Genomic DNA, 16,872 nt, shown 5'->3' with positions numbered 1-16,872 from the left:
CTGACATCAGTTTGCCGCAGCACACAGTGAAATCCGGTTCAGCCGGAAGCTGTCAGTGCCCGATACTCTCATCCTCCATAAAACAGCCCATAAAGCAAATTATTGTATAAGGAATAATCTTAAATTACGGCCCCGGCGTATCCGCAGGGGCCTGTTCAGGGAAAAAATTATTCCAGTGCACTCAAAATAGCCTGTGCGGCTTTGACTCTTTCGGTATTCGGGTAGTTTTTATTCGCCAGAATCACAATCGCCACCTGTTTTTCCGGAATAAAGGCCACATAGGCGCCGAAACCAGTTGTTGCCCCCGTTTTATGCACCCAGGAAGCACGGTTATACGGCTGAACCTGGTTGTCTGTTACCGGGTGCGGCTGCAATGCGACCTCGTTGGTCACGCCGTTAATGATCATATCTTTCTGCTGCGGCCAGTCATACATTTCCCAGCCCAGCCCCTGGTTAATCGCGGCGGTTTTATAGTAGCGGGTCTGTGCAAGATACATTGCCATTTCCAGATCCGCATTACCGGCCCGTGACGGCTCCATATTCATTTCCGCCCAGCGCAGCATATCTTTTGAGGCGGATTTCACGCCGTAAGATTCCGCATCAAGCTGTCCCGGCGACACGCGGACCGGTTTTTTGTTTTTATAACCGTACGCATACTGGCTTTGCGCACTTTCCGGCACAGTAATAAAGGTGTGAGATAACCCCAGCGGTGCCAGGATCCGTGCAGTCAGCAACTGCTCATACGGCATCCCCGCCGCGTTTGCGGTCAGAGCACCAAACAGGCCGATACTGCTGTTTGCATACAGACGCATATCGCCCGGTTTCCGGGACGGCTGCCACTGCTGATAGAAATTCAGCAGATCCGCACGGCTTTTTACCGCATCCGGCACCTGTAACGGCAGTCCGCCTGCGGTATAGGTAGCCAGATCCAGCAATGTGATCCCCTTCCACTGCGGCAGAGCCAGCTCCGGCTGGTATTTTGCCGCCAGATCATTCAGCGCCATCTCTTTTTTCGCCACAGAAACTGCACCCAGCACACCTGTGAAAGTTTTACTTACAGATCCGAGCTCAAATAGTGTATTTTCAGTGACCGGCTGTTTTGCCTGAATATCGGCAAAACCATAATTGAAATAATAGGGCTTACCCTTTACGGAGACGGCAACCGCCATCCCGGGAATATCCTGCTGTGCCATCAGCGGTTTAATGGCGCTGTCCACCACCGCCGCGACATTATCAGCGGCAGAAAACCCCGGGGCGGAAAACGCCAGCAGAGCGGAAATCAGTGTTGCAGATAACGATTTTTTCATCAGAATTAACCTTCCGTGTGTGAGTGACGGCGGCAAGTATCGTCAGATTCACCGGACAGAACAAACGGTTAATTATAACAAGAGCCTAAAGAAAAACTTACAGGTGGATTATGGTCAGACGTTATCTCCCCCTTAACCCGCTGCGCGCCTTTGAGGCCGCCGCCCGTCATCTCAGTTTTACCCGTGCGGCGATTGAGCTGAATGTCACCCATGCCGCCGTCAGCCAGCAGGTCAGGGCTCTGGAAGAACAACTCGGCTGTGTGCTGTTTACCCGCGTCTCACGCGGACTGGTGCTGACCCATGAAGGTGAGGGATTACTGCCGGTGCTCAATGAGGCGTTTGACCGGATTGCGGATACTCTGGAGTGTTTTTCTCACGGGCAGTTCCGTGAGCGGGTGAAAGTCGGTGCGGTGGGAACATTTGCCGCAGGCTGGCTGCTGCCGCGTCTGGCCGGATTTTATGACAGCCATCCGCATATTGATCTGCATATCTCCACCCATAACAATCATGTGGATCCGGCGGCGGAAGGGCATGATTATACGATCCGTTTCGGTAACGGCGCATGGCATGAATCGGATGCGGAACTGATTTTCAGTGCACCACACGCCCCGCTGTGCTCACCGGCCATTGCAGAGCAGTTACAGCAGCCGGATGATGTTCACCGCTTCACGCTGCTGCGCTCATTCCGCCGGGATGAATGGAGCCGCTGGCTGGATTGTTCGGGTGGCACACCGCCTTCCCCGTCACAGCCGGTCATGGTGTTTGACACCTCACTGGCCATGGCCGAAGCGGCACAACTGGGTGCCGGGGTAGCGATCGCACCGGTATGTATGTTCAGCCGCCTGTTACAGTCAGGCGCACTGGTACAGCCGTTTGCCGCAGAAATCACCCTCGGCGGCTACTGGCTGACGCGGTTACAGTCCCGTACGGAAACCCCGGCCATGCAGCAATTCGCCCGCTGGCTGCTGAATACGGCGGCGGCGTAAAACTCACTCACCTTCCAGGCTTTTTACCCGCAAATCATCACCTTCACTGATGCGCAGCCGTTCACTGCCGCAGTGCGGACAGCATCCGGCATGCTGCATGATTTCGGCCTCGCGGCTGCAATCCCAGCACCATGCCTGTGCCGGGATAACATCAATATGCAGTGTGCAGCCCTGCGCCACGGTATCACGGCAGGCGATATCAAAACAGAAATGCAGTGCACTCTCCTCAACATCCGCCAGTGCGCCGACTTCCAGCCAGACATCCATTACCCGCGCAATGCCGTGCTGTTCAGCCTGTTCGCGGATAATGTCCGCCGCACTCATGCACAGGGATAACTCATGCATGCCGGGGTACCGGTTTTCCGGTAAACAGCGCCCTGCGCCCGGCCATCGCCGGAGCATCCGGGTCCGTGACCGGCAGTGAAAGCAGCATACGCGCACTGTCATCCGCCAGCCGCATCCCTTCCTGCGGTGACAGTGTATGCGGAAGCGGCGACAGCAGCGAACACGCCAGATACTGAGATACGCCCTCCAGCTCACCGACAGTGAATGTCATGATGCCGTACGGCAACCGCAGACCGATTTTTTCACTGACTTTACGCTGTGGCCAGAGCTGCTCCGGCCCCGGAAAAATCACGGCACTGAACATCCACGGCGTGATCACACAACCCGTCCACTGCCCTTCAAACAGCGTCAGTTCCGTGACATAAACCGGCATTGACGGGTGCAGGAAGGTGAGATCGTGCATAGTATCCGCCGCTACTTTTTCAAACGCGTTGCGGATCTGTTCTGCCGGGCTGTGCATAAAGCCCTGAATATCCTCAGACATCTGCCGTCTCCTTCTTCACCGCCTCAACACCTGATTCACGCAGTACAGCCAGCACCTGCTGCAGTGCCGGTTCAACGGCAGCCTGCAGTTGCGGGGTCAGACCGATATCCGGCTCCAGCGAGGCCGGAACCACGCCCACCAGCGTCAGTTTGGCGGGGAATTCCCCGGTAAACCGCAGCGCGGACAAGACATCGGATAACCCCAGCTGATGCGGGGAGATTTTATTAGTGAACAGTGCCGGAACCTCCTCATCCCGCAGAATGCGGATGGTGCCCGGGGCGCTTTTCGCCGTCACAATAGCGTCAGTGATAATCAAATGATCCCGCCCGGCCATGCTGTCGAGCAGTTCCATCCCCGCCGTGCCGCCGTCCATCACTTCCACATAATCCGGCAGGATATAGCGCTCCGCCAGTGCTTCCGCGATATGCACACCGATAGCTTCGTCAGTCAGCAGAATATTGCCGACACCTAATACCAGAATCCGCATTACAGCACCTTCACTGATACCGTTTCACGGCCATCAACATCAACAATATGAACCGCACATGCCATACACGGGTCGAATGAGTGGATAGTGCGCACCACTTCCAGAGGTTTTTCCGGATCAGCAATTTTCAGCCCGACCAGCGACTGCTCATACGGCCCCGCCACATTATCGTGATTGCGCGGCCCGCAGTTCCAGGTGGACGGTACCACCGCCTGATAGTTCTCAATCACGCCGTCTTTGATCACCACCCAGTGCGATAACATGCCGCGTGGTGCTTCCAGGAAACCCACGCCTTTTATCACGCCGGTGGCCGGGAATTCCGGTTTCACATAAGTGATATGATCCCCGGTACCGATATTGGCGATCAGCGCGGCATACTGGTTCTGCAACACCGCCTGTAATTCACAGCAGTGCACCGTACGGCCGATAATCCGCCCGAGTGTGGAATGCAGCTGTTTCACCTCCGGGGTGTTGCCGGTCAGGGTCTGGTAAACCGCGATAATTTCATTCAGTTTTTCGGCTGTGCCGGGGTGTTTTGCCGCCAGTTTACAGAACATATTGGCCAGCGGGCCGACTTCCACGGTTTTGCCGTACAGGGTCGGCGATTTCACCCACGAGTATTTGCCGTCCGGATCCCAGCCGGTGTATTTCGGCTCGGTTGTGCCTTCCCACGGTTTCTGCGGCGCTTCATCCTGATACCAGGAGTGCGGCGAACTTTCCTGAATCCCTTCCAGCAGGAAAGCATCCGTCTGGGAATCGATCGGGCGAAAGGTCGCTAAATCAGCGTTTTCAATGTAGCCGCCCGGGAACAGGAAACTGCCGTTTTTGCCGTCGGTCGGGAATTCCGGGGTGCTCAGGTAGTTCACCGCGCCCTGCCCGGTTTCAAACCACTGCGGGTAAAATGCAGCAATGACCGCAGTATCAATTTTATAAACCTGCTCAACGAAATCATTCAGCTTGTCGATAAATGATTTGATATACATCAGACGTTCCAGGTTCAGCACGCCGATACCATCGAGGTTAATCGGGTTTGCCACGCCGCCGACAGCCAGGTTCTGAATGTGCGGCGTTTTGCCGCCCAACAGTGCCACAATGCGGTTGGCATCGCGCTGGCATTCCAGCGCCTGTAAATAGTGCGCAACCGCAATCAGGTTCACTTCCGGCGGCAACTGCATCGCCGGGTGTCCCCAGTAGCCGTTGGCAAAAATCCCCAGTTGCCCGCTCTCCACCAGTGCTTTGATTTTATCCTGCACTCTGACGAATTCCTGCGTACTGTTGAGCGGCCAGTCAGAAACGCCGTTCAGCATGGCAGAGGCTTTTGCCGGATCCGCTTTCAGCGCGGAGGTGATATCCACCCAGTCCAGCGCGGAGAGCTGATAAAAGTGGACGATATGGTCATGGGTGGTGTGCGCCGCCAGAATGATATTGCGGATATACTGCGCATTTACCGGCACATCCAGGTTCAGGGCATTTTCCACGGCACGTACTGATGCCAGCGCGTGTGTGGTGGTACAGACGCCGCAGATACGCTGGAGGATCATCCACGCATCACGCGGATCTTTCCCTTTGACAATTTTTTCCATTCCGCGCCACATGGTGCCTGACGCCCAGGCTTTGGTGACCACACCATCGCCGATTTCACAGTCAATGCGTAAATGTCCTTCGATACGGGTAACCGGATCAATCGTAATTCTCTGGCTCATGACTTGCTTGCCTCATGATAAGGGTGAGCTGCGGTTTTATTGACTGCAGGGAGTATCGGTAACAGGCGGATCAGGAAAAGGTAAGCGCAGATCTCAACAGCCACGAAACCAATGGAAATTAACAGTTCTTCCGTCGTCGGGAAGTAGTGATAGCCATTGCCGGGATCAAACGCCAGCAATGAATAGGCGAGACGCCATGCCGCACAGCCGAGCATCATGCTCAGTGCGCCAATGTAGAGCAACCGGGAGTCACGGCGGAACGCCGGGATACTGAAGACCGCCAGTGCAATCGCCATCAGCACAATCTCGCACCAGAACAGTGCAGAGTAATAATCCCCCGCGAAAGCCAGTCCGAGCTTGCCGCGGTAGATCAGCTCCCCGAAGCGCAGCACCAGAAACAGTGCCATCAGCACACTGACGGTCAGTGCCAGCTTGCCGAACAGGCGTTTTTCATCGGGGCCGTTGCCTTTCAGGCCGCTCTGTACCAGGGAGCCTTCAAATACCACAATGGAGAATCCCATAATAAAGGCGGTGAGCAGAGAGAACAGCGGCAGCATTTCATAACTCTGCCACAACGGATGCACTTTATAGCCCGCCGCAATCATCAGGGAGCCCATCGAAGATTGGTGCATAGCCGGTAACAGTGCGCCGAGCGCTATCACAAAGAACATGATTTTGTTCAACCGCTTAAGGGAGACTTTCCAGCCCATACGCTCACAGAATGCCGGTGCCAGTTCCAGTGCCATCACGCCGATATAAATCGTCATACAGACCGCGGTTTCCAGCAGGACGGAGTTGACGTTGAAAATACCCGGAATAAAGAAGTTCGGCATATTCCAGTAACGGCCGAGGTCAATGGTGATAGACAATCCGCCCAGTGAATATCCCAGCAGGCTCGCCAGCAGCGCCGGACGCACCAGCGGGTGATATTCCCCTTTGTTGAACACATACACCGCCCACGCCAGCGCCCAGCCGCCGCAGGCAAAACCGGTGCCGATCAGCAGGTCAAACGCAATCCAGATCCCCCACGGATAGCCGCCGTTCAGATCAGAGACTGACCCCAGCCCGAAGACCAGACGTTTGACGATAAGCAGAACACAGAGGATAACAAGCGGCCCGAAAATGATGATCGGCTTACTGAATAATTTGCCGCCGAGGGGTTTGGGATCATGACTCATGATCATCACCTCCGTCGTGAGTGTCATTTTTGCTGTTGCGGCGCACCAGCACAGTGAGCCCGGCCAGTACCGCCAGCGGCAGGATCATCCCTTTGTACAGGGTGTGCTGGATGTTTTCAGAACGGGCTCCGGTAGAGAGCTCTGCCAGTTCCGGCAGTTGCAGATTTTTATACGGCACGCCGGTCAGTACCATCACCTGAGTTCCGCCACCCTCTTTTTCGCCGTACAGATGCGGATAATAGGAAGACACGGGATGTTTGTAGTTATCGCCGGTTTTCAGTGTCTGGCGCGGATAGGCATATTCCTCTCCGGCTGTCAGCCCGAGACGGTTTTTCGCCTCGCTCATCAGATCTTCGCGGGTGCCGAAGATAATCGCCCCGGTCGGACACACTTCCACACAGCCGGGTAAACCGCCTTTATCGAGCAGTTCAACACCCTTCTGGTTACAGAGTTCGCACTTGTGGATCATACCGAACGGGTTGTCGTAATCGTATTTCGGTATATCATACGGGCAGCCGACCATGCAGTAGCGGCAGCCGGTACAGATGTCTTTGTCATAATGCACAATGCCGGTAACCGGATGCTTTTTCAGCGCACCGACCGGGCAGACTGAGACACAGTTCGGATCCACACAGTGCATACATTGCTTCTTGATGTAGGCATAACCGTCCTTTTCCTGGTCTTTGTGTTCGCCGGTACCGCTCATCCACACCTGGATAATGTTGTTGGTGTACGGCGACAACTTGTCATTGTTGGACCACGTCTGCGCCCCTTCCGGGTTACGGCCGGGGAAATTGATATCCTGACATTTGGTCACACACGCCTGACAGCCGACACACAGAGTGGAGTCATACAGCATGCCGAGCGCACCGGGGATCGGCGGGCGGTTCTCCGCCGCCGCGTGGCTCACGGATGTATTACCTAACAGTAATGCCCCGCCGGAAGCCACTTTAATAAAGTCACGCCTGTTCACAGTTACTCTCCCCGCGGATCGCCGGACCGGTTTTTCTTCTGCTGGCGGCCCAGCTCACGGACAGCCATCACACTGACACCGGCCACCAGCCCGACCACGCCGCCGAGCAGCCCGATAGCGCCGCCCGATACCGAACCGCCCTCTTTCAGCTCCACATCCGGTTTTTCAGAACGCGGTGTCTGGTTCTGTACCCCGGCGAGCTGGTGGATCCCTTTGTGGAAGCCCACGCCGGCCTCGTTACAGCCATAGCAGGGATGCCCGATAGCCACCGGCCACACACCGCCGACATCACAGAACTGCAATGTGGAGCAGTTGCCGTACGTTTCCGGCCCTTTGCAGCCGAGGTGATAGAGGCACCAGCCTTCACGGTGACCGTGGTCGCCGAATGCTTTGGCAAAACGTCCGGCGTCAAAGTGAGCGCGGCGCTCGCAGTGTTCGTGGATCAGACGACCGTAAGCAAACAGCGGCCGGTTTTTATCATCCAGCCCCGGGGCTTTGCCGTAAGTGATGATATGAGCAACCGTTGCCAGGAAGTTATGCGGGTTAGGCGGGCAGCCCGGAATATTAATCACGGTTTTACCGGGCAGAACCGCTTCCAGTGATGCCGCGCCGGTCGGGTTATCACCGGCGGCAGCCACGCCGCCCCAGGCGGCACAGGAGCCGATGGCAATAATCGCGGCAGCGCCCTCCGCCGCCCGGCGGATATGGTCGGCAATCGGCTCGCCGGCAATCATGCAGTAAATGCCGTCATCCTTCAGCGGTACAGAGCCGTCCACCACCAGCACATATTTGCCTTTGTATTTCTCAATCGCATTGTGCTTGTTGGCTTCCGCCTGATGACCGAATGCCGCCGAGAGTACCTCGTGGTACTCCAGCGAAATCATATCAAGGATGAGATTTTCGATGGTCGGGTGCGTCGCCCGGAGCAGGGACTCAGTGCAACCGGTACACTCCTGTGCAGATATCCAGATGACGGGGGGGCAATCCTTACGGCTGACGGACGCCGCGATTTCGGCAGATGCATTTGCACTGAGACCCATGGTGGCCGCTAAGGCCGCACAGAGTTTCAGAAAGCTTCGCCGGTCAATACCCTCAGAAGTGATATCAGAAGTAATAAAGGTATTATCTTCGATCATTCTCTATATTCCGTTGTGTTAATTTAATATTAATATAATCCGGTTATTATTAAATTACTGAGACACGGAACATAATCAATAAACAAAAAAATAAAATCTGAAATATTATTTTACAGATAATGAGAATTTTTTCTATTTTTAACATTTAATCTATTTATCGGTTTTATTAATTTATATCAATTTAATATATAGCGCACCGGCTACCCGCAATGAGAATGGCGGAATTTTTCACTACCGACAGGAAAACAGGCAGCATTTACCATCTGCTTCTCACCCGTTATTCAGATACAACCCTGCGTGTTTTCAGAATTAACTGAATCAGGGTGAATAATGAATTTCACATAACCACAGCCATTTAAAATAAAAATGAAATACATTCTCATCCGGTGTTATTTAATCGGTTAAGCTCAAATAAATGCTATTTTCAATAAAGTCACGCAGTTATTTATCACTAAAAAAATCAATTTCCATAATATGGAGAGTTATTTGTTTTGATTTAAATCAATTAATATTAAATATCTTATTTTTCTTCCGGGATAAATCAAATCTAATTAATCAGCTATTATCACCACAAAAAGAGTAAAAATAGTGAATAACACCTGAAAATGCATAATAAGACGATTATCCTTGTAAAACAGTCAGCTATTTATACGTAGGCGGACAATTTATATTCTGTTTATTATTCGTTTTAATAGTGATGATCACCTGAAACAATCATTTCATTTTAATCCTTTCTGTCTTTTTTAATGAGATGAGCATCAAAACCGATGCCGCCCGCTCATTCAGCGGCTTCCCGGGGGGAATTACCGGTTCTGATAGTCAGTAAAACACAACGGCCCGGATCCCGGGCCGTTTTTCTATCTGTTACTAACTGATCAGACCGTGTACCAGAATCACACCGATACAGATCGGTCCCACATAACGCCAGACCAGTAATAAACTCTGACGTTTCAGTCCGGTAATATTTTCCGGAATCAGCGCATTCGCTTTACGTGACCAGCCGAAAATCAGGCAGACAGCAATACCGAACAGCGGCATCAGAATATTGGATGTCAGGTAATCGAGGATATCAAAAATCGTTTTCCCGCCGAGCGTCACATCACTTAACGGCCCAAAAGATAATGACACCGGGATCCCCATCAACATAATCGATGCCGTCACCACCAGGCCCGCTCTGCGGCGTGTCCACTGAAAACGCATCTGAACATACGCCACAATGTGCTCCAGCAGTGAGATAGCAGATGTCAGCGCCGCCATCAGCAACAGGACAAAGAACGTCACTGCCAGCACAGATCCGCCCGGCAGATGGGCAAAGTACACCGGCATGGTCATAAAGGTCAGACCCGGACCGGCATTCGCTTCCAGACCGGCCGCCGCTAATGCAGGGAAAATCATCAGTCCGGCCAGCACACACACCATGCACGAGAGGATCACCACCCACATACTGGAGTTGGCAATGCTTTTGTTATCAGACAAATACGCGCTGTATGTAATGTGGATCCCCAGACCGATAGAGAGGGAGAAGAAAGCCAGCCCCAGCGCATCCAGCACGCCTTTGCCGGTCAGTTTGCTGAAATCAGGATACAGGAATAATTTCAGTCCGGCGGATGAGCCCGGTAAGCTTATCCCGACGATAATCAGCACGATCATAATAATAAACAGTAACGGCATCATTACTTTCACGGATTTTTCCAGCCCACGCTGCACCCCGGCCAGTACCACAAAGCAGGTCATCCCCGCAAACACCAGGTGGGCAATCACCGGCCACCACGGGTTACTGATAAAGCGGGTGAAAATGCCGGTCAGCTGGCTGCTGTCAGTAATGTTCAGCTCTCCGGCGGCAGCCATCACGGTGTAACCGATAGTCCAGCCACCGACCACGCTGTAGAAGCTGTAAATACACCAGGAGCTGAATACGCCGATAACCCCGATCCACGCCCAGTGGCGTCCCATCATTTTTTTAAAGGCGTTGACGGCTTCACTGCGGGTGCTGCTGCCGAGGATATTTTCAGCCAGTAATACCGCGAGACCGATAACAAAGCTGAATAAGAGGAAAACAACCAGGAAGGCGCCACCGCCGTTATTGGCGGCTACATACGAAAATTTCCAGATGGCGCCGATGCCGATGGCAGACCCGGCAGCGGCTAAGATATGACCAAAACGGGATGTCCATTGCTGACTCATACGGCCTCCTGCTGTGTTATCTGAGAGACAGAAGCGGCGGCAGAACAACAGACCGATCGTGAAACTGCGCTGATAATAATCCTTGCGGTAAAACCTGACATCATAGGAACTCTCCCGAAAAAAACAGTTCCACCAGCAGGTTTACACGCACAAAAAAGCCACCTTACTGGTGGCTTATGAAGAAAAACAGATAAACGAAGCCACCTAACTGAGTAGTAGGTTTAGGCTTAGCTGACGGTTCATCATGCGGTTCATCGGTTTACTCTTCTCTGAAAATCATTAATTTTTGCTTCACAGGCAGTGCCGTTATATGACACTGCCGTGACGCTCTTTTTCTCTTATACCACAAACAGAAAAGAAAAAAACACCCTTTTTTATTCTGCACTCATGGTTTTAAGCATTTTTGCAAACGCATCGATGTGATGACGCTGCGTCACCGGGTTCATAAAGACCGCCTTTTCCCCCGGAATATACGCGAACCGGTTATGCTCCGCATAGGCCGAGCAGGCGATAGAATCCACCCAGTTGGTAAACAGTCCTGCTTTACCGCGTTTCAGGAACAGCTCACGATGCCAGCGGCTGTTGCGCACCATCATGTCATAGGCCGTTTTATCTCCGGCACAGGTCAGTTCGTGTGCAAACATTGCCTGCGGATCATTCACCAGTTTCGGTGAATAGAGACGGAAACCGACACTCGGCCCCTGGTTTTCCGGCACCATCACACAGGCATTGCCCATGGATAGCAGTTGGTTGCGCATGTAGTTCGCATTTTGCAGACAGTGCGCAATGATGGTCTGATAACCCTCAACCCCCAGATAATGCAATCCGGCATAAGCCCCGAACACACCGACACCGCTGCGGCTGCATTCAATGGTGGATTGCAGGTGAGTCTGTCCTTCCAGCGCATGCTCAAAATAGGTGAAGTTTTCCGGGTCATTTTCCAGTGCTTTGAAATCATCACCGTCACGCACCATCACCAGACTCGAGGTATACGGCACATAACCCCATTTGTGGAAGTCGATAGTGATGGAATCTGCATATTTCAGCTGTTTAAATTTCTCAACATTGTGACGCAGACCAGCCAGGGTGGCATCGTTAATCGCCAGCGGGTTGGTGTTAAAATCATAATCAATAAAGAAAATAATCGGCCAGCCGACCGCCGCATCCACGTGAATATGCGGTTTTTCTGTAATTTCGAACTCTTCACACAGGCGGTTGCGCAGATCATAAACCTGTTTGATTTCATCGACACCAAAGGTATCGGTTGTTCCCGCGGTCAGCAGGATCACCGGGATCTTACAGTGGACGGTATAGCAGGCACGGATTTGCTGCTCCAGATCCGCCAGGTCAATGGTGTTATCTGACGCCACCCGGATACGGATTGTTTTATTTGTGATATCCACACCTAACAGGGACAGGTTAGTCATATTGGAGTAGTGACCGCCCTGTGAGTTGATGATCCGGAAATCCTGATCAACGGACATCCCGAGATGTTTTGACTGTTTCAGCGATTTACGGATCCCGAAGAGATAGCCGTACAGATTGCACATGGTTCCGCCCTGGGTGAACAGACCGGATGCTTTGTCCGCATCATAGCCAATCAGATTGGCCACTTTACGGATAACGGTTTTTTCCATGTTATCCGCCACACCGGAGTATTCGCAGTACACCATGTTCGGGTTACCCAGCAAGCCCAGCATAGAGCCGTAAACTGCCGGGTCTGACGGCATGGCGATAACGTTTTCCACGGCCAGCGGGTTTTCCCAGTTTTTGCACAGCGCGGACGCAAACACCAGTAAATCATCCTGCCCTTCTCCCGGACGGATCACGTTCTGACGGACATGTGACTCACCGGCCAGTTGTGCAAAAAGATCCTTACCCTGCGGATAGCGGTTGATCTGCTGCACATCCGCGTCGGTGGTCTGGCGGAACTGAGTAATTGCCTGAATTTGCGGGTGATTAAAAATCGGCCATTTGCCGGGATCCCGGCTGAAGAAATCACTGATGACGTTTTGGTATTTAACTTCGAAATCTTTATTTAACGCATTCGCAGAGGCGAGCGTGATAAGTTCTGACTGATTCACAATGAGCTCCAAAATAGTAAATTACGCTGAGGTAATGTCATTACTTTGCGCCAAATTCATTGCATTTTAAATGATCTCAGAACTATAAATCACGTTACGAAATTAATAATAAAATTATAAATATCAATAACATATATACATTCAATGCATTTTATGATGACTAATAATTTTTCATAAATGCCAACATGATCACAATTTTTTACTCTGTAAAATAAACATAATTCAGTTTTTAAATTCATAAATTAAGTTAAAATACAGTTTTATATCCCGCAAAACGAAGCAAATTACAAATTATTAACAGAAACAAGAAGGCGGTTCATTAATATTGTTTAGTTTTCATTACTATTTTTCTCTGTTGTTATTTCTCTTCTGCTGAAAAACCACGGTTATTTTGCCGGTTTTTCCGTTTTTTGCAGTGGTTATTCCCTCCGGCAAGATAAAATACCGGCGGATAATAAAAATCCCCTGAATATTACTAATGAATCCCGGCAGCCCGTTTTCCGTCAGTGGCAGCAAATACACGAATAACAGTATGATTTTAAATCATAATTCAATTTTCATCGTATTTACCGGTGATAATACAACCAATTGTTGTATTTTTGTAACAGCCGGATTTCCACGGAATCCTTAAATTCCGTTAAGACTGCTGCCCGGCGATAAGCTTTTTTTTAATTTTTATCTTTATTCTGCCGTTAAAATGGGTGAATTGTTTCACTGTGTAATAATTTCATTCATTAAAGGCACTACTATGTCCGGCCTCCTGCTGTTCAAACAACTACTCACCAAAGAATGCTGTCCCGGTATGCACTGGGACTCCGCCCGTAACCGCTTAAAATTCGCGGCCCGCAGCCTGTTTATGCCGCTGTCCACCATGAAATACCTGTCCGGCCTGACAAACACTGCCTGCTGTGATGCTATTCTGAAAAAGCAGCCGCTGCTGCCGACCAAATTACAGCGCCCGTATCTGAGCATTAATTTTCACCGGAAAAACAAATCGGCGGCTATCTGCGACCATTACCGGATCACCAAAGCCGTTCTGCCACCGGCTGTATTCAGCCGTATCTACAGCAATGAGCAGTTTTATCTCTGCCCGGTTGAAGGAAAAGAGAGCCTCTGTCACCTCTGGCTGGATGTGCAGGATGCATTTAACAAAGAGGGCGAGCTGACGCTGGAAATGCGGGATGATGCCGGTGAGATCCTGGCCCGCAGTGCATTCACCCTGCTGAACCTGAATGAAAAACGGTCACTGTTTATCGGCGCGCTCCAGGGCGGCGTCAGTGAGCAGGCTCACAATGCTATCCGGGCGGCGACTAAAAACTGTCACGGTGTATTCCCTAAACGCATTCTGACGGAAGTTATCTGCCTTATCGCCTCACTGTTTCAGTGTCAGCAGATTATTGCCACCAGTAATGAGACCCATATTTACCGCAGCCGCCGTTACCGCCATAAAAAACTGACACAATGGGTGGCCGATTATAATTCGTTCTGGGAATCTGTCGGTGGCACCGCCAATCCGCAGCACGAATATGTAATACCGCTGACCCTGCCGCGTAAACCCATTGATGAAATAGCCAGTAAAAAACGTGCCGAATACCGCCGCCGTTATCAGTTACTGGATAATGTGGCGCAGGCCGTCTGTGAACGCCTGCAACTGCCGCAGCCGGAAAATAAAACAGATGTTCAACATAACATTATTTAAGAAAAATCCTTCATTTACAGCAGGTTTGACCGGTAATTGACATTTCATTACAGAACTTATTGATTTCCCGTAAAATATAATCTGCAAAAGGCTGAATTTAATCTTAATATTGTTTCGGGGCTGCGGGAAAAATTCACTGTCTCCGCTACCCCTAATTTGCTAAAGTGGCCGGATTTACCAGTGTATATATCAGGGGTTCCGGTCATATCCGCAGAAATGCCCCATAACATGAAATAAGCTTACTTCAGATCCGGGAATAATTGATGGAAACAATGCAGCAACTTTTTTTCGCCCTCTGGCATCAGGACTATGAAACCCTGTCAAACCCGTCCCTGCTGTGGGCGATTTACATTATGCTGTTTGCCATTCTCTTCCTGGAAAACGGCCTGCTTCCCGCTGCGTTTTTACCCGGCGACAGCCTGCTGATTCTTGTCGGGGTACTGATCGCCAAAGATACTCTCGATTTCCCGACAACCCTGATTGTCCTCACCGCCGGTGCCAGTCTCGGCTGCTGGGTGGGCTATTTACAGGGGCGCTGGCTCAGTAATACCAAAATAGTGAAAGGCTGGCTGTCTCATCTGCCGCCGCATTACCATCAGCGGGCACACAGTTTATTCCACCGTCACGGCCTTGCGGCGCTGTTAGTCGGCCGTTTTCTGGCGTTTGTCCGTACCCTGCTGCCGATGCTGGCGGGGATCGCCGGTCTGAATTCACGCCGTTTTCAGTTCTTCAACTGGCTGAGCGGCTTCCTGTGGGTCGGTATTTTAACGTCTCTCGGTTACTGCCTCGGTATCAGCCCGATTTTCCGAAAATATGAGCATCATCTGATGAATATTCTGATGCTGATCCCGGTGGTGCTGCTGGTCTTTGGTTTACTCGCCAGCCTGTGGGTGGTGTGGAAACGCAAGCGGACAAAAACGTCTGACGACACTCACGCACAATAAATTACCAGACTATTTTTCCGGCCGGTGCAATTACAGCACCCGGCCGGGAAACATTATCTCTCTGTCCGCCGTTTCAGCGTCATTTCCTCTGAATTACCCCGCCATCACCCGCAGTGTGCAGAACAATACCGGAAAATAAACTATAATTTACCTTTAATTGCAGATAAAAAGCGGTTACTTTGAATCTGTTACGCTATAACCACCACGAGGAGTTCCTATGTCACATCATACAAATGAAGAGTTACGCGCTGAACTGAAATCATTGGCTGACACCCTGGAATCTGTGCTGAATACGGCAGAAAGTAAGTCCAAAGAAGAAGTGGATTCACTGAAGAAAAAAGCACAGGCCGCGCTGGAAAATTCCCGTACCCGCCTCGCGGAAGGGAAAGAGCAGGTTGTGCAGCAGACAAAAGAGATCGCAGGCAAAGCCGATAATTATGTCCGCGAAAATCCGTGGACCGGAGTCGGTATCGGTGCCGCTGTCGGTGTGGTGTTAGGTGTTTTACTGGCCCGCCGCTGAATTATGACCGATCAGGAGCGTCCGCAGGGGCCCGGCAAAGGGCTCCTTGATACACTGACACGTATCGCCGCCATCGTTATCAGCATGGCAGAAACCCGGCTCAGGCTTGTCGCCACTGAGCTGGAGGAAGAGAAATCCAACCTGATCCAGCTGATTCTGCTGGCCGGTGCCGCTCTGCTGCTGACAGCATTCGGTCTGATGAGCCTGATGATTCTGGTTATGTGGGCCGTTGATCCTGTGTACCGCCTGACCGCGGTGATTATCATGACATCTGTTCTGCTCGGCGGGGCACTGATTTTCGCCCTGTGGGCCGTCCGCAAAGCCCGCCGTTCATCCCTGCTGGGCGCAACCCGCGAACAGCTGGCGATCGACAGGCAACTGCTGGAAAGAAAAAAGCAGGAGCAGGATCATGAATAAGCATCTGCGTGCTGAACGCGCCCGCAAAAAGCAGGCACTGATTGACACTATCGCTGCCCAGCGCAGCGATTTGTCACAGGCCACGGATCAGTGGCTGAAAAAAACCGAATCATTTGACCGCACCTGGCAAACATTGTCACAACTGCGTCCGCTGGTTGTCGCCGGTGTCAGCCTGTTTTCCGTCTTTGCTGTCCGCCATCCGAAAAAACTTATCCGCTGGGGACAACGCGCCCTGGGACTGTGGGGTGTTTTCCGCACACTTCAGAGCAGTTTCCCCCGTAACAGGCAGAACTGACGTATCCCGCCCCCCGGATTCAAAATTTTTGATGTTGTTTATTAAGAATTCTTGCTAACAATCCTTCTCATTCGCACTTACTATTATCCCAACGAAACGGATTGGCATATCGTGCCATTTAAACAAAAGA

The 16,872-nt window shown here is 51.6% G+C and carries 16 protein-coding genes; 6 read left to right on the top strand and 10 right to left on the bottom strand.

Going from position 1 to position 16,872, the window contains the following annotated elements; genetic code table 11:
- Nucleotides 1-167 precede the first annotated feature (167 nt).
- Nucleotides 168-1,307 carry a class C beta-lactamase DHA-22 gene (locus tag JL661_RS03325; RefSeq protein WP_062771895.1) on the bottom strand — a complete coding sequence of 380 codons (1,140 nt, stop codon included), beginning with the start codon at nt 1,305-1,307 and terminating at the stop codon, nt 168-170.
- A gap of 110 nt (nt 1,308-1,417) precedes the next feature.
- Between JL661_RS03325 and ampR the strand changes: the two genes are divergently transcribed.
- Nucleotides 1,418-2,293, top strand: a complete 876-nt coding sequence (ampR, locus tag JL661_RS03320) for a LysR family transcriptional regulator AmpR (RefSeq protein ID WP_062771899.1) — start codon at nt 1,418-1,420, stop codon at nt 2,291-2,293.
- 3 nt (nt 2,294-2,296) lie between these two features.
- On the opposite strand, the gene hypA is transcribed toward ampR, so the two are convergent.
- The 9 genes from hypA to JL661_RS03275 all read right to left on the bottom strand — a co-directional run bounded on the left by hypA (nt 2,297) and on the right by JL661_RS03275 (nt 12,867).
- Complete coding sequence (gene hypA / locus JL661_RS03315) at nt 2,297-2,638, bottom strand: hydrogenase maturation nickel metallochaperone HypA (RefSeq protein ID WP_062771903.1); 342 nt, start codon at nt 2,636-2,638, stop codon at nt 2,297-2,299.
- On the bottom strand, nt 2,631-3,122 hold the full coding sequence (hybE, locus tag JL661_RS03310) for a hydrogenase-2 assembly chaperone (protein ID WP_004240459.1): 492 nt from the start codon (nt 3,120-3,122) through the stop codon (nt 2,631-2,633). The genes hypA and hybE overlap by 8 nt, the downstream gene beginning before the upstream one ends.
- Nucleotides 3,115-3,609 carry a HyaD/HybD family hydrogenase maturation endopeptidase gene (locus JL661_RS03305; protein ID WP_024474545.1) on the bottom strand — a complete coding sequence of 165 codons (495 nt, stop codon included), beginning with the start codon at nt 3,607-3,609 and terminating at the stop codon, nt 3,115-3,117. The genes hybE and JL661_RS03305 overlap by 8 nt, the downstream gene beginning before the upstream one ends.
- Nucleotides 3,609-5,312 carry a hydrogenase 2 large subunit gene (gene hybC, locus JL661_RS03300; protein WP_004236380.1) on the bottom strand — a complete coding sequence of 568 codons (1,704 nt, stop codon included), beginning with the start codon at nt 5,310-5,312 and terminating at the stop codon, nt 3,609-3,611. Before hybC ends, JL661_RS03305 begins: the two co-directional genes overlap by 1 nt.
- Nucleotides 5,309-6,490: a Ni/Fe-hydrogenase cytochrome b subunit gene (gene hybB, locus JL661_RS03295; protein WP_062771906.1), complete on the bottom strand. Its 1,182-nt coding sequence runs from the start codon at nt 6,488-6,490 to the stop codon at nt 5,309-5,311. The genes hybC and hybB overlap by 4 nt, the downstream gene beginning before the upstream one ends.
- Nucleotides 6,480-7,463 carry a hydrogenase 2 operon protein HybA gene (gene hybA, locus JL661_RS03290; protein WP_015422969.1) on the bottom strand — a complete coding sequence of 328 codons (984 nt, stop codon included), beginning with the start codon at nt 7,461-7,463 and terminating at the stop codon, nt 6,480-6,482. The genes hybB and hybA overlap by 11 nt, the downstream gene beginning before the upstream one ends.
- A gap of 2 nt (nt 7,464-7,465) precedes the next feature.
- The gene (gene hybO / locus JL661_RS03285; protein ID WP_004236377.1) at nt 7,466-8,599 is read right to left on the bottom strand and encodes a hydrogenase 2 small subunit; all 1,134 of its coding nucleotides are present in this window, start codon (nt 8,597-8,599) and stop codon (nt 7,466-7,468) included.
- An 867-nt stretch (nt 8,600-9,466) separates the two neighbouring features.
- Nucleotides 9,467-10,783 (bottom strand): sodium-dependent transporter, encoded by a 1,317-nt coding sequence (locus JL661_RS03280; protein ID WP_004236374.1) that lies wholly within the window; start codon nt 10,781-10,783, stop codon nt 9,467-9,469.
- A 374-nt stretch (nt 10,784-11,157) separates the two neighbouring features.
- A complete protein-coding gene (locus JL661_RS03275; protein ID WP_004240468.1) occupies nt 11,158-12,867 on the bottom strand; it encodes a pyridoxal phosphate-dependent decarboxylase family protein in 1,710 nt (569 codons plus the stop codon).
- A gap of 748 nt (nt 12,868-13,615) precedes the next feature.
- Between JL661_RS03275 and JL661_RS03270 the strand changes: the two genes are divergently transcribed.
- The 5 genes from JL661_RS03270 (at nt 13,616) to JL661_RS03250 (ending at nt 16,742) form a co-directional block, all read left to right on the top strand.
- Nucleotides 13,616-14,566, top strand: a complete 951-nt coding sequence (locus JL661_RS03270) for a VirK/YbjX family protein (RefSeq protein WP_004236371.1) — start codon at nt 13,616-13,618, stop codon at nt 14,564-14,566.
- A gap of 263 nt (nt 14,567-14,829) precedes the next feature.
- Nucleotides 14,830-15,510 (top strand): DedA family protein, encoded by a 681-nt coding sequence (locus JL661_RS03265; RefSeq protein WP_004236370.1) that lies wholly within the window; start codon nt 14,830-14,832, stop codon nt 15,508-15,510.
- A 217-nt stretch (nt 15,511-15,727) separates the two neighbouring features.
- Nucleotides 15,728-16,030, top strand: a complete 303-nt coding sequence (locus JL661_RS03260) for an ElaB/YgaM/YqjD family protein (protein WP_004236369.1) — start codon at nt 15,728-15,730, stop codon at nt 16,028-16,030.
- A 3-nt stretch (nt 16,031-16,033) separates the two neighbouring features.
- Complete coding sequence (locus tag JL661_RS03255) at nt 16,034-16,447, top strand: phage holin family protein (protein ID WP_004236368.1); 414 nt, start codon at nt 16,034-16,036, stop codon at nt 16,445-16,447.
- The gene (locus JL661_RS03250; protein WP_004236367.1) at nt 16,440-16,742 is read left to right on the top strand and encodes a YqjK-like family protein; all 303 of its coding nucleotides are present in this window, start codon (nt 16,440-16,442) and stop codon (nt 16,740-16,742) included. The genes JL661_RS03255 and JL661_RS03250 overlap by 8 nt, the downstream gene beginning before the upstream one ends.
- Nucleotides 16,743-16,872: the final 130 nt, after the last annotated feature.

Source organism: Morganella morganii (genome assembly GCF_019243775.1).
Classification (GTDB): Bacteria; Pseudomonadota; Gammaproteobacteria; order Enterobacterales; family Enterobacteriaceae; genus Morganella; species Morganella morganii.
Note: the sequence above shows the minus strand (reverse complement) of the source record. Positions and strands in the feature narration are given on the sequence as shown.

Bases quoted from the DNA above. Each gene is read 5' to 3' on its own strand.
- JL661_RS03325 (WP_062771895.1), bottom strand. From the start codon at position 1,307: ATGAAAAAATCGTTATCTGCAACACTGATTTCCGCTCTGCTGGCGTTT.
- ampR (WP_062771899.1), top strand. From the start codon at position 1,418: ATGGTCAGACGTTATCTCCCCCTTAACCCGCTGCGCGCCTTTGAGGCC.
- hypA (WP_062771903.1), bottom strand. From the start codon at position 2,638: ATGCATGAGTTATCCCTGTGCATGAGTGCGGCGGACATTATCCGCGAA.
- hybE (WP_004240459.1), bottom strand. From the start codon at position 3,122: ATGTCTGAGGATATTCAGGGCTTTATGCACAGCCCGGCAGAACAGATC.
- JL661_RS03305 (WP_024474545.1), bottom strand. From the start codon at position 3,609: ATGCGGATTCTGGTATTAGGTGTCGGCAATATTCTGCTGACTGACGAA.
- hybC (WP_004236380.1), bottom strand. From the start codon at position 5,312: ATGAGCCAGAGAATTACGATTGATCCGGTTACCCGTATCGAAGGACAT.
- hybB (WP_062771906.1), bottom strand. From the start codon at position 6,490: ATGAGTCATGATCCCAAACCCCTCGGCGGCAAATTATTCAGTAAGCCG.
- hybO (WP_004236377.1), bottom strand. From the start codon at position 8,599: ATGATCGAAGATAATACCTTTATTACTTCTGATATCACTTCTGAGGGT.
- JL661_RS03280 (WP_004236374.1), bottom strand. From the start codon at position 10,783: ATGAGTCAGCAATGGACATCCCGTTTTGGTCATATCTTAGCCGCTGCC.
- JL661_RS03270 (WP_004236371.1), top strand. From the start codon at position 13,616: ATGTCCGGCCTCCTGCTGTTCAAACAACTACTCACCAAAGAATGCTGT.
- JL661_RS03265 (WP_004236370.1), top strand. From the start codon at position 14,830: ATGGAAACAATGCAGCAACTTTTTTTCGCCCTCTGGCATCAGGACTAT.
- JL661_RS03260 (WP_004236369.1), top strand. From the start codon at position 15,728: ATGTCACATCATACAAATGAAGAGTTACGCGCTGAACTGAAATCATTG.
- JL661_RS03255 (WP_004236368.1), top strand. From the start codon at position 16,034: ATGACCGATCAGGAGCGTCCGCAGGGGCCCGGCAAAGGGCTCCTTGAT.
- JL661_RS03250 (WP_004236367.1), top strand. From the start codon at position 16,440: ATGAATAAGCATCTGCGTGCTGAACGCGCCCGCAAAAAGCAGGCACTG.